This is a genomic window from Parasutterella secunda, from assembly GCF_016901835.1.
In the GTDB taxonomy this organism is placed as follows: Bacteria; Pseudomonadota; Gammaproteobacteria; order Burkholderiales; family Burkholderiaceae_F; genus Aphodousia; species Aphodousia faecavium.
This window is the reverse complement of record NZ_JACJKX010000025.1, coordinates 1-12,059: the sequence shown is the minus strand read 5'-3', so window position 1 is coordinate 12,059 and position 12,059 is coordinate 1. Positions and strand designations below refer to the sequence as shown.

Below are 12,059 nucleotides of genomic sequence, written 5' to 3'. Positions count from 1 at the left end.
TAGAAAACGACCCCCGGTTTTTTAGGGTGACGGTTTTTAATTTCGGTTATGTATCCCTTTCGTTTGCCCAAACACAAGATGCTCCCGTCGGCCAAGGACTCGTAAACGGTGGAATAGGGTTGCAGAACAGGAATTTTGAATCTCTATAGAAACCTCATTAAATCGAGTTCAGAAGCTGAACGTAGTACTCATTGGGCGATTTCATCCCCAATTTTGAATGAGGCCGACGTCCATTATAGTAGTAAAGCCAGTCCTGTACATGTCTTTTGGCCTCCTCACGTGAATTAAAGCATCCGTTTAAAGGCAATGTTTCTCGTTTTAAAGTGGCCCAAAAAGCTTCTGCAGGAGCGTTATCCCAACATTGAGCACGTCGACTCATTGAGCTTCGTAATTGGTATTCTTGCAGTGTTTCTTGAAAAGCTTGGCTATAGTATTGAGAGCCTTGATCGCTATGAAAAATACAACCTGCATCGGGTTGTTCATTCTCATAAGCCTTTTTTAAAGCATTGATAACCAGTTGTTTGGTCATGCGCTTATCAAAGCAATAGCCAACCAATCTGCGCGTGCCCAGATCAATCACACTGGCTAAATACAGCCAACCTTCAGCCGTTGGAATATAAGTAATATCACCGCACCAAGCTTGATTAATTCCAAACTCATCAAAGCGCCTATCCAGCAAATTGGGCGCTTTGGGCAAATCGTGTTCACTGTCAGTGGTACAAACATACTTTCGATGAAAACGATGGAATAATCCCTCCGCTCTCATCAATCGACGTAGGCGTTTTATATCAATACTGATGCCCTTTTGCCTAAGCAATCGATAGCAAACAAGTACGCCGGGGACATAGCTTTTTGTCACGGTTTTAATTTCTGCTTTGAGCGTTTCAAGAATAAAAGCGTCGGTATGAACCACTCCAAACCGATGCTCTTTATCACTATTTCTCCAGGCATAAAAACCGCTGACGCTGACGCCCAACAAATGACAAGCACGGGTGACTGGCAAAGCAGCATGCCGAGCAACTTCTGCACAACGAATGCAGTGTTCAAGGAAGGTGTACCTCGTTACGGCATCTTTGCGAAGTACGCCGCTGCTAATGACATGGAACCCTCCTCTTTTTCCCGATAAAGAGGAAAATAAAAGTGCAAACCAAACGGAGGACACCATGTCAAATTCAAGGATACAATCGAAAGCATTAAATGCCAAATTATCGTGGGAAATAATCGGACTGGATTTGGCAAAAAATGATCTCAGTTTTGTCGGAATCACCTTAGAGGGAGAGATCATTCGCATAGATCGTCTTAGCTACGAGCAATTAGTTGAATTCTCCAGAGACACCGATCCAACGACTTTTGCCATGGAACCGTGTTGTGAGTCACATTATTTAACCAACCAACTTGAACTCTATGGTCACCAATGCCGAATTATTCCCGGCAAAGCCGTTCAAAATTACATCGATACTTATTTTTCCGGTCAAAAGAATGATCTCAACGATGCGGAGGCCTTAGCCTTCTTGGGACAACAGAAGCGTTTGAAATTTGTTCGAGCAAAAAATAGGGATGAAATGCAATTACAAACGTTGTTGACTGTCAGGGAACATTACATCGATGAGTACCGTAAAACCTTAACCTCACTGAAAGGGGTGGCGCAATATTGGGGGCTTCGTTTAGCAAAAAGTTTATCCAGCGAAATGCGTTTGATTGCCTTGATTGAGGATGCAGACTTGCCGGAGGATGTGAAGGGTATTTTTAAAGAAATGGTGAAAACGTATAAGGATCTTCAAAAGAAAGCTCGCGAACTAACGAAAAAATTGAGGCATTCACTCAGGGGGATGAATTTTGTCAGAAAATAAGAAAGATACCGGGCTTGGGCCCCATAAGTAGCGCCGGTCTAAAGGTTGCAATAGGAGATATTGCACGATTTCCTAGTCCTCGGACGTTGCCGGCGTATTTTGGTTTAGTACCGAGGAATATCACTACCGGACATAGTCTGAAAATGGGCAAAATTACTAAACGAGGTGATAAGCTGGTTCGTACTTATCTTGTCCAAGCGGCCAGTTCGTTGTTGATGCTCGATGGTAAAGGTAAGTTTCGAGATTGTCAGCTCCGGCGTTGGATACAGCGAAAACGTCAAACCCTCAATCATGGGAAACTTGTAGTAGCCTTAGCGGCCAAACTGCTGCGAATTGTTTGGGCCATTTTGTCCAAGAATGAGGCATTTGACTACAGAAAGGCCGGAGTCGCCAAATGTTCGTTGCCGAAGACATAAACAATCGTTAAAGAAAATTAACCTGAGGAGTCAATCGAAGTCAATAAAACATGAGAAGCCGAAGGCAATGCTGAACAGTCTGGTAAAAAAAGTTGTTTTCTAAACAAACATTGCCGCTTTTTAGACACCAGCATTCTTTCTTGAAGTTCATGGTGAGCAAATAGTACAGAATATTGCGCTTACAACAGCTCGGAGAGATTGATAGATAAGGCCCCTCACATGATCTAATTGATTTTGATAAGATGCTCAGGATTAAAAGCTATTCATAGCTAAAGTTGGCTTGGCTACTCCATTTAAAAATGGAGTAATCGGGAAATATTGTTGTCCACCCCTTGACAAAGAGTCGGGTTCCAGAGATGCTTTTTTTAGAAAAGCAATTTCTGCTTCTCGTTCTTTCAGAGCCTTGCGTCACCGAGCATTTTCTTCAGATAAGGAACATTCTCTGAAGGCATTTGCCCTTTGGCTTGAATGATCCAACGATTGTGTGTTTTGTAACTGATCCCAAGACTATTGGCAACGCTCAGTTGAGATTCTCCGTTTTGGACACGGATGATGGCTGATTTTTTAAATTCTTCAGAAAAGCGTTTGTGCATTTTGATCCTCATTTCTGTCAAGTATTTTAAAAAAGTGAGAATCAAAATTCCGAAACTACGACCTTATTTCAAACCCTCTTTTTGTGATCATGATCACAAGAGTGAATAGACCCATCGTTCTCCTTTAATCATGAGGTCAGTCAACCGGGACTCTGTTCAATTTCGAGTTCAATGGGCACGGTATCGTAGTCAGTTGAAAGCGGCATACCGGCTGTTCGAGGCTGGGCGGGGAACGGCTGATGTGGCTCGAATAACGGGGGTCAGTTATGATCGGGCCAAAAGTTGGCACGAGGAATTTCGGACGGGGAAACTCATCTGTCGGATTGCCAAAGGAGCGGCGACTGCTCGCATGCTCAATGATCCGATGATTCGCAGTTATCGTCTATACCGTGAAGGTTTTGCTGTAGAAGTGATTTCAGGACTCTGCGGTTACCCGGTCAGTGAAATCAAACGATTCATTACTAATGTGGAAGAGATGATTGAGCGGGCATTTAATGACGAGTTTTAAAGTGGAAAAGCCATATGTTGCCTCTGGCGAAGTCTGTCAAAGTAGACAGGTGCTGATATTAGTCATAACTAAGATATCTTTAGTGCTTTAAAGTAATTTCTTGATGCAGGTGGTTTCCCCTTTGGAGGCAGTAGTATGGAGTATCTTCTATTCTTTGGGGCTATCTATTTCATTTGGTATTTGGGTAAATCAAAATCTGGTGACAACGAAACAACATCACAGACAGAAAAATCTGAGAATCAAACAATAGGAAAAAGTGTAAAACAAAATTTGAAGTACTTTGTTGAGGGTGCCATTGACACTCCGGCAACAATATCGAAAGGTTTTGAAAAAACTATTGATGGTCTTGAAGAATTAAATAATCAAATAGCTTTAGCGAAGAAGGCGCTTGAAATAGAGAACTCTTTGTATGAACGTTTCGGCTATCCATTTATATTAGAAAACAGTTTTTTGCGCTTATTGGGATGTTATGAAAGGGCATGTAAGTTAAAACTTCCTACCAAAATACCAAAGGTATTAGGTCCAGAATTGCGGCAAGAACTTGTAGAACGTTCAAAACGATCCAAAGAAATTTATGAACCTGATGGAAAGGATGAGTGTGCAATTAATTTTCTAACCAGTTACCAACCATGGCCCTTTGATCTATCTCCAGAAAACTTAGAGTGTTACCGCCGGGCCATTTATGACTTTGGTCGGAGAAGACAGGAGTATGACTTTAGAAAAAAGTACCCCAGTGAAATTTGTCAGTCATATTTTAAAAAAGACCTTCGTCTTGCCAAGTTATTTTCTGAGGATAAGAACGATTATTTTGGAACCTTCTTGCGTTATGCTGATGAGATGGGCAAAGGAGAAGAGGCCGCTATTAAATATGATATTCAGGTAAGACTATTGCGTTATGTTACATCAGGAAAAAATAGCTTAGATTCTAAGGATATCTTATGCCACTATAAAGCGGCTGGTTTGACCAAAAAACTACAAGTAGTAGATGAGTGGTTCATAAAAAGAATAATAGATAATGTCCCCAAGTTAGAGAAATGGAGTTTTAAATATTTGTGTTTGCTTTTAGAAATAGGAAGTTATGTTGATGTTGAGAGTTTAAATCTAAGGATCAGGAAAGAAGTAGAGTGGATAGAACTTGTAGAAAAAGCTGAATTGATATCACTTAAGAGAATAAAAAACAAAGAAAATGTTTCCCAGTCATCTGAGAGTTTGAGTCAACGTATAGAACAGCCGAGTTTTAAGCTAATAAAAGAGTTTATAGAACAGAACCAAATAAAAGCACTCTATCATTTTACCGCAAGAGAAAACTTAGACTCCATCGTAAAGTCAGGCGGTTTGTTTTCATGGAAATACCTTGAAAATCATGGGATTTTCTATCATGGTGGAGGTAATAATGACTCGAAGGCTTTAGATAAGAGAAAACATTTAGAAAACTACGTTCGGCTATCATTTTGTAAAGATCATCCGATGAGATATCACGTCCAAAAACGTCTACAAAGTGACACGGTGTTGTTGGAGATTGATCCAGCAATTCTTTTTGAAGAGGGTGTTTTGGTCAGTGATATTAATGCAGCCGATAGTGGTGCACAAATACAAAATGCTCTCAAGGGACTGAAGACGATAAAATATTCCGCGACTCAAAGGTCTTATGTCAAAAGAGAAGATCCTGATTTTAAGCAACATCAGGCAGAAATCTTGATTCCCGAAGTTGTTCCCTTAAAATTTATTAAAAATCTTAATAACTATGGCTAAGCGTCCTTATTTTGTTGTTGGAAACGAAAAAAGCATAATTCTGGAGAAAGAAGCGGAATTTGTGTACTTGCCGGGATTTGCTCCGTCACAGAAAAGAAAAAATGTTCTCGCCTTGCATGAAGCGATTTCAAAAATTTCACCTGAAGCAAAAATATTGGAAATTTCAACGAAATCGGAACTTGAGTTGGGTCGGCAGTTGAGCGCTTTTAATTTGACATGGAAGATAGGGGATCACCATTATCCGGTGGAATGCATCTTTCAAGGTTGTAAAGTCTTCCAAAAGGGGGGGCCATACAAAGATCTCATAAAAGGAAAACCACTACAAGCTAAACGCGACGTTCGATTGAAGGAATCCGGTGAACTTAAAGAGTTCCAATTTCGTGGAGAATCTTGGCCTTTGATTCCTTATAGTCTTTTTTATGATTATGTGTATATCAATGCCTTGATGACTCACCCAGAGTTATGTGAGCAAGTTGTCCATTACGATACTTTCACCGACATTGAGTTTAATCCCAATAAATCGATTAATTGCCAAGCTCGCAGTGTAGCAATATTCGTTACTCTGAATAGGCTTAATCAATTGGATAAGGTTAGTTCTCAATCACTTTTTTCAACTCTTTATTCAAAACAAAGCGTCAATAACCAGGAACCTTTGCCATTTTCCTAGGGTTCAACGACAGAAGTGTTTTAATTTAACTAAGAAATCCCTATTTTCTAAGATCTTTTCTTTTTGAAAATCTCAAGGATGGGCATGTTAAAATGCCATCGAGCCGATTGGCGAGACGTTGCTTATCGTCGCCTCAACCCTGAAACTTTCCGCCGAATTCTTCAATATTTTTCGCGCGAAAAGAATTTCGGCGAAAGCCGAAAGGGTCCCCGCAAGGGGTGTGAATATGACAAAGCCCAGTGCTACCAACACCGGGCTTAGTCTTTTGACATGAGGTGACGTCATGACACACGTTTTCTCCTCGTGCTCGTTGATTATCGCACATATTAATGTGAGTGTCACGGGTGATATCAGGGTCGACCTGATGCTCGCGAGCTTCATCATTTGGGTGATGATCCGCACGAAACCGTAACAGGTGGGGCCAAGTTCCGCAAGGGCTTGGCCCTTGTGCGTTAAGGATTCAATTTGCACAAACGTTGTTGTACCTTCCACTTAAAAAACTTCATTTAAGTAACTAGGAAGGTAATCCCCAATTTTTAAATTTTTTTTTGGAAACAAACCTTGTAAGACAAACATCGGTTCTGAACGATCATCCTCACTCAAAAGATCCCAGGCATTGATCTCTTCCTCGCTACCTTCGTAACGTTTGCCGTAATAAATGTACAAGCCTCGGATCGTCGCATTTTTTACTGTAGGCCGAATAGTCAATAAATAACGGAATGCCAATTCTTTTGCGTATCGTTCTCTAACAGTGCATAAAGCAGAGTACTTAGAATCACCGATGATATATGATTCCTGACCCTCACTTTCAATCTTGATGACGATATCGGGAACATACACTCCTGTTTTGCTGTTCTGGCTCTTTAAGCTCATACGTGTGATGCGTTTTAGATGGATGCCATTTTCATGACCACCGTTCCTTCCGTAAATAATAGGTTGGTAGTACAAGGTATAGGTTGTTTCCCCGCGTGCAAAGACGAACGTGTTAGCAAATTCGGCGTTAGAGTAATACTGAATCGAGTCAGCCAAGGGATACTTAAAGTGGTAAGCCTGTTTCAGGGAGAAGCCGTCCTGTAGCATTCCTTCATAAAGTTTTGCCAGAGTAAAGTATTCGTAGAGTTGACTGTTGACCAGCATTAACAACAAGCCTTGGTCATGTTTTAAAACCAGCGGTTTCATATTAAAACCTTCGGCCATCAATTCGTACAATAGCCGATAGTGTGGCTCGGTTTTGAAGGTCGATGTAGCCTCCGGAAGGTTAAGAATTGGTTCATTAACCGGCAATAAAATATGCTCGTAGGCTCTCTGGATTTTCTCTAGTCGTTGAGCGAACTGTTGTAGTTCCTTTAAAACCTCAATCCAATCCGCGCGCAGATTGTCAAAGATGGCATCGGTACTACTGATATAACCATCCGGGAGATTATTAGAAAATCCGTAAGTTCTGGCTGCGGAGTCTAATTCTTTCTTGAATTGAATCGACGAATTTTCCAACGTTTTTAAAAATGCCATGATGGCTCTGTTTTCCGGGGTGTCTTTGGTAATCGTTCTGTGTGCTACAAGTGTGTGCCTAGGGGCGTAGAAATGACCACCCAAGGCGATGCCGGAATTAGAGCGAACTTCCATTAACTCCTCAGGGTGGCTGAGAACGTAGGTCAATGTCCTTGCATCGAACTGACGAAGCTTTTCAAAGCCATCGCGTTTATAAATATCTTTCGTACGTGTTTTAGCGTGGGAGCTAAAAAAGACAAACTGACTTTCATAGGTTTGGATGGCTTTTTCGAAATAGTGTAACCGAGCCCGCACCTCTTCCAATTCACCTCTTTGCAAAAGATGCTGGCCATGATACCCTTCTGCACCAGCAAACCATTCGCTTTTTTCAAGAACGTACTCCGACATGGCTTTTAAGTCTTGTGCGGCCTCAGACTCCCGAAGCGCGACCTGAAGGTAGTCGGAATAATATGTTTGGTCAATATTCGGACCGGTTGCAGTGATTTTGAGTTGAACAAATCCGAAGGTTTGAAAGAACGGAAGAACTCGGCCGTAGCGGTCAGCTCTCTCATCTAAGTAATAAGGCTCCAGGAAGAGCCGGCTATCGTGACGTTGGATGGCAAGGCCCAGTTCATCACCGTTAATATCGAGTGAGAAGGAGGCTTGGCTCAACCTCGCCAACTCGAATTCAGTGCCGCTGATTTCAAAAAGGTATTCGTCATCAGTCGCAACAAAAGGGATGTCCAAGGACTGAAAATCAAAGGCCAGCTGGAAGGGCTTATCGTGAAGCCCGGCCTCAATAGCCGGTAGTCTCCTTGCCTTAATAACGACTTTCATAACGCCCTCATTTAGAAGAAGCTGTATAAATTCATGGATTCATTCCCACGGTCAATTATGTTTTGCAACATCTTCGCACTACGTGTTAAGTCGTTTGCTTCAAGAATATTGTGGAGTTCAACTAAACGGTCAGCGTACTTTTGACCCACTAAGCTAATAGAGGGAAGCAGTTTCTGAGAAACGGCATAGTCGATTGCGGTATTAAAGGTAAAGGCTTGATCCGCTTCTTTTTCGAACCATTTTGTGCCGGCCGCGACATAAGCGAGAATCGACTTTTGAGTGCGAGGCGAGGGGTTAAGGCCCAATTGGCTCATGCACTTATAGACACTGGCGAGGATCCCGGTAATTTTCTCTTCGTATTTTTCAATTTCTTTGGAGCATGCGTTAAAGGAGAATACATCCTGAAGCGATTTCCAATCAACGATTTGCAAGTTTTCATCGTCCACTTGGGGGATTTCCGTGTTTTGTGTGAAGGATTCCCAAGAAGTATCGGGAAGAGTGATTACCCAAGCGCGGTCGATCAAACGTGGAGACAGGTTTTCTGTGGTCTGGTCATTATTGATTGTGGCTAAGAAGCGTAAAGTAGACGGGATCTCGTAGAGAGAGCCGTCGCCCAAGGAGAGTGTGTTCATGCTGCCGACATCTTGGCCCATGTTCATGAAATCTGCCCAATAGTATTCCATGGGGCTTAAGTTTGACTCGTCAAGCAAAACGACATAGGGAAACTTGTTACGTCCCGCCTTGTTTTCAGCATCAAGCATTTGCACAGCTAGGTATCGACGAGGATCGGGGCTCTCAAAATGCTTGGTGAGTGGATTGAAGTAGCCTAAAAAGTCGCGTTTACTTGTCCAGCCACGTTCAACAGCAACAGGAAGGAAGCGGTTGACATGTTCAACGCCAGTCTTCGTTTCAAAGGTCAGTGTGCCAAGGACGTGTGCCATGATGTGACAAATAGAAGTTTTTCCGCAACCGGGACGACCTGAGAAAACGGTCAAAAGGTTTTGAGCCAAACAAATATAGAGGTTCAAAATGGTGTTACGGTCATAGGCCCGAAAACGCTTGGTTTGACTGTACAGATAAGAGACTAATCGCGTACCTTGGATATCTTCCTTCTCATTAAATTTATAGCCTTCTAATGAATTAACGGCGATTATCTTTTCTTTAAGTTTATTGGCTTCATCAGCTTTGAGCCATTGAGCTGCTGCTTCATTGAACTTGTGAGCTAAGGCAGGATTAAAGGCAAGTTCCTTTACCTTGCGGTTGTTAACAGCATTCATTAAATAGCTGTCAAGTCTCTCGGCATCTTCTTCAAGAATTGAGTTACTACGCTCAAGACTGTGTCGGTGTGTATTAAGACGTTCAACCTCTTTTTTTACGGCATCCAGAGTGTTGATCTGGTCCATGGCCTGAAGAATCTCTTTGAGTTTAACTTGCTGTTTCTCAATTTCTTCTTTGATTTTAGCTAACTCGCCTTCGAGCTTTTGCTTTTGCAGTTTGTCTTTATCGTTGTTGAATTTTTCGAAACTCGCCCTGACCTTCTCGAGTTCTTTTTCTTCGTGTTCACGTTGTTGCTGAAGTACTTCGATTTGGTCATGAATCAACTTGTATTCTTTAATATGATCCAGAGCATCTGGGATGCGTACAATACGTTTGACCAATTCATCAAAGAACCCGCTCTTATCGTTTTTTGCCATGGCCATGCAGTTGGTGACAACGGTGGCAAATGTCTCGATATTTTCTTCGTTTAATTGAAGATTAGTAAGATAGCGAGCAAGACGCTCTTTGCGCTCTTCTTGGATTTGCTCGTTGGGTCCCAATAAATTCACATTAAGCGTGCTCTTGGCGATAAATTCTCTAAATTGCGACAGGTTTTTCTTATCGACTAACTTGGTCTGCTCAGCCATGCGTTGTAGCAACGTTGCATCGTCTAAGAGGTCGTAAAAGGCCTTAGAGACTTGAGGGTGAGTTGTGTCTAGAATGTCTCGAGCGCAATACTCGCTTTCTTCATGAGCGTAAATGGAATAAGAGTAAATCGCATCATTAATACGATTCCCTTTGAAGCAATTAACCACGCCATCGTTGGTTCCGGATCTGAAATTAACATAGACTTGACCGTTGCCGTCTTGAAGCAATGGAGTCGGTCCTAAGTATTGTCCGTTCAAAGCTAAAACAACAGGAATGCGAGGGTACGAAGCGATAGGATCTGTGTCACCATCACGGTTGAAGCTAACGTAAATTGAGCTCTGTAAATTGGGTTTGTTTGAATTGGGATAGACAATTAAGTAGGACTGCTCCGCATCAATGGTTTTGATGCGTTGGCTACGCACTAGTTCGTGGAAATCCACTAGGCGATACTTATAGTCTTCTCGAACTGTGCCATCGAGATTGGTATATTCTTGCAAATCGCCGGGTTCTAGGTCTACACAGTAAAAATAATTGTCGATCAAATTTCGGGTGGCGTTGTCTTTGAAGTAATCTCTCACTAAAGAGAAGGCTCCGTACTTAGGGAAATCGTCAACGGTATTCAATAAGCGGTTAATTTGGCCGTGACTGATTTCTGCTACAGGGTAGAAATTAAAGAAATTCTTTTGCAGACGAATAAAGCCAAGGTATTTTGTAGTATTTTTAATTGTCATGGTGTTCTCTTCAATCGGTTCTTCGAAATCTTCTTTAGTAACGTCAAACTCTTCAACATCCTCATTTTTATAGGATGGATCGGCTTGATTGGTTGGAGACTTTTCTTGCAATTGTTTTTGTAGATCCTCGAGAGGCTTTTTTAGATCTTCTGGGAATGCCGAATGATCTTTGAAACTCTGCAAGAATTGAAGCCCTTCGCCTTGCATTTGTTCTAATGTCAGTGCCGTTATAGGGAGATCAACATGATGTTCTTTTAGAACCTGATCAATTTTTTGAATGATAGAAAGATAGTTTTCAAGAAAATTAGGAAATGACGTTTCCTTATACTCGACGAAGGAGGGTAAAACGGCTACGTTGTATATGACAGCTTCCGGTGCTTTATAAGCATTTTTAATAATGATCTCAAAGTTATCAACATTATTGGGATTAAATTTACTGCCTCGAATTTCGCTTAACACATTGACCATTACCATGTTAAAGGTAGTAGTACAGAACAGTAAACGAGTTACAAAATCCTTATCTGTTCTCCAATCAAATGTATCCGGGTGACTTCGAGAACCTAGTTTAACCTGACCAAAAATAGGTCTCCTAGTTAATTTATGGACGGTCTTGTTTATGTGGACAACATCTTCTTTTGAAAGTGAATCAAGGATATTTTGTATTAGAGTGACACGCTTAATAAAGAAATAAACATAATCATTTGGCGTACTAAATTTTTCTACTGCTATTGCTTTCATCATTAACACTCGGCGTGAAAATCCCCTGTGTTAAACAAGGGAGAAAGTGCCGCCTCCTATGTATAAAAATTAAATTGGCGCTAGCCTTTGGCCCGCACTAGATTATTTGATCAGTTGTAATGGACATATCTTAATTCAAACTCAGGGGCAGAGTATTTCGCAAACTAAAAAGGGTCATGTTTGAGTTGTAAAAGAGGTGAGCACAAACAAACTATAAAAATTCACTGCTGTCCGAATTAAAAATGTGCATAGGCTAGTTGGGAAAGCCTCTTCTCAATAAACATGAGCTTTCCCAAAGAGCCCTTTAAAAGTGGGCCCTCATGATCATTTTCAATCGAAATTAAGCTCCATTTGCCTCTGTGTTTTGGGTGGAGATTGCTTCTGAATTCGAAAATCCGACCGATTAATCCACACATCCAATTTTTTGTACGTCAAAAGATTTAATCTCACAAATTTCAGTAACCTGGAAAAACTCCAGCGATACCGTGCAATGCGCCGTAATATCTCAATTAACAGCGTAGCCACGGCTGCTGTCCAGATCTGAGTCATCACGGCATTTTCAGAGGTTCCGATA

At 41.5% G+C, this 12,059-nt stretch carries 11 protein-coding genes and 1 pseudogene; 7 read left to right on the top strand and 5 right to left on the bottom strand.

Annotated elements, in window-relative coordinates; all coding sequences use genetic code 11:
• Positions 1 to 157 precede the first annotated feature (157 nt).
• Complete coding sequence (locus H5985_RS08980) at positions 158 to 1,003, bottom strand: IS3 family transposase (RefSeq protein WP_205050975.1); 846 nt, start codon at positions 1,001 to 1,003, stop codon at positions 158 to 160.
• On the opposite strand from H5985_RS08980, the gene H5985_RS08975 reads away from it, so the two are divergent.
• Both H5985_RS08975 and H5985_RS08970 read left to right on the top strand, forming a co-directional pair.
• A complete protein-coding gene (locus tag H5985_RS08975; RefSeq protein ID WP_205050974.1) occupies positions 993 to 1,850 on the top strand; it encodes an IS110 family transposase in 858 nt (285 codons plus the stop codon). The genes H5985_RS08980 and H5985_RS08975 overlap by 11 nt on opposite strands.
• Positions 1,851 to 1,864: 14 nt before the next feature.
• Positions 1,865 to 2,266, top strand: coding sequence for a transposase (locus H5985_RS08970; protein WP_205050973.1), 402 nt, complete (start codon positions 1,865 to 1,867; stop codon positions 2,264 to 2,266).
• A gap of 395 nt (positions 2,267 to 2,661) precedes the next feature.
• Here the strand turns inward: H5985_RS08970 and H5985_RS08965 are convergent, their stop codons facing one another.
• Positions 2,662 to 2,859: a transposase gene (locus H5985_RS08965; protein ID WP_205050972.1), complete on the bottom strand. Its 198-nt coding sequence runs from the start codon at positions 2,857 to 2,859 to the stop codon at positions 2,662 to 2,664.
• A 241-nt stretch (positions 2,860 to 3,100) separates the two neighbouring features.
• On the opposite strand from H5985_RS08965, the gene H5985_RS08960 reads away from it, so the two are divergent.
• The 5 genes from H5985_RS08960 (at position 3,101) to H5985_RS09565 (ending at position 6,198) form a co-directional block, all read left to right on the top strand.
• Positions 3,101 to 3,367, top strand: a complete 267-nt coding sequence (locus tag H5985_RS08960) for a hypothetical protein (protein ID WP_205050971.1) — start codon at positions 3,101 to 3,103, stop codon at positions 3,365 to 3,367.
• 135 nt (positions 3,368 to 3,502) lie between these two features.
• Positions 3,503 to 5,119 (top strand): DarT ssDNA thymidine ADP-ribosyltransferase family protein, encoded by a 1,617-nt coding sequence (locus H5985_RS08955; protein ID WP_205050970.1) that lies wholly within the window; start codon positions 3,503 to 3,505, stop codon positions 5,117 to 5,119.
• Positions 5,112 to 5,786 carry a DarT1-associated NADAR antitoxin family protein gene (locus H5985_RS08950; RefSeq protein WP_205050969.1) on the top strand — a complete coding sequence of 225 codons (675 nt, stop codon included), beginning with the start codon at positions 5,112 to 5,114 and terminating at the stop codon, positions 5,784 to 5,786. Before H5985_RS08955 ends, H5985_RS08950 begins: the two co-directional genes overlap by 8 nt.
• 84 nt (positions 5,787 to 5,870) lie before the next feature.
• On the top strand, positions 5,871 to 6,047 hold the full coding sequence (locus tag H5985_RS08945) for a hypothetical protein (protein WP_205050968.1): 177 nt from the start codon (positions 5,871 to 5,873) through the stop codon (positions 6,045 to 6,047).
• 22 nt (positions 6,048 to 6,069) lie between these two features.
• Positions 6,070 to 6,198, top strand: coding sequence for a hypothetical protein (locus H5985_RS09565; protein ID WP_275096739.1), 129 nt, complete (start codon positions 6,070 to 6,072; stop codon positions 6,196 to 6,198).
• Positions 6,199 to 6,278: 80 nt separating this feature from the next.
• On the opposite strand, the gene H5985_RS08940 is transcribed toward H5985_RS09565, so the two are convergent.
• From H5985_RS08940 to H5985_RS08930, 3 genes and pseudogenes are all read right to left on the bottom strand, one after another.
• Positions 6,279 to 8,111 (bottom strand): DUF2357 domain-containing protein, encoded by a 1,833-nt coding sequence (locus H5985_RS08940; protein WP_205050967.1) that lies wholly within the window; start codon positions 8,109 to 8,111, stop codon positions 6,279 to 6,281.
• A gap of 11 nt (positions 8,112 to 8,122) precedes the next feature.
• Positions 8,123 to 11,488, bottom strand: a complete 3,366-nt coding sequence (locus tag H5985_RS08935; RefSeq protein ID WP_205050966.1) for a coiled-coil domain-containing protein — start codon at positions 11,486 to 11,488, stop codon at positions 8,123 to 8,125.
• Between the two features lie 327 nt (positions 11,489 to 11,815).
• Positions 11,816 to 12,059 (bottom strand): annotated as a pseudogene (locus H5985_RS08930) (hypothetical protein); the annotation flags it as partial.

Coding starts and splice junctions, on each gene's coding strand:
- H5985_RS08940 (WP_205050967.1), bottom strand. CDS start 8,111: ATGAAAGTCGTTATTAAGGCAAGGAGACTACCGGCTATTGAGGCCGGG.
- H5985_RS08935 (WP_205050966.1), bottom strand. CDS start 11,488: ATGATGAAAGCAATAGCAGTAGAAAAATTTAGTACGCCAAATGATTAT.
- H5985_RS08950 (WP_205050969.1), top strand. CDS start 5,112: ATGGCTAAGCGTCCTTATTTTGTTGTTGGAAACGAAAAAAGCATAATT.
- H5985_RS09565 (WP_275096739.1), top strand. CDS start 6,070: ATGACACACGTTTTCTCCTCGTGCTCGTTGATTATCGCACATATTAAT.
- H5985_RS08965 (WP_205050972.1), bottom strand. CDS start 2,859: ATGCACAAACGCTTTTCTGAAGAATTTAAAAAATCAGCCATCATCCGT.
- H5985_RS08955 (WP_205050970.1), top strand. CDS start 3,503: ATGGAGTATCTTCTATTCTTTGGGGCTATCTATTTCATTTGGTATTTG.
- H5985_RS08945 (WP_205050968.1), top strand. CDS start 5,871: ATGTTAAAATGCCATCGAGCCGATTGGCGAGACGTTGCTTATCGTCGC.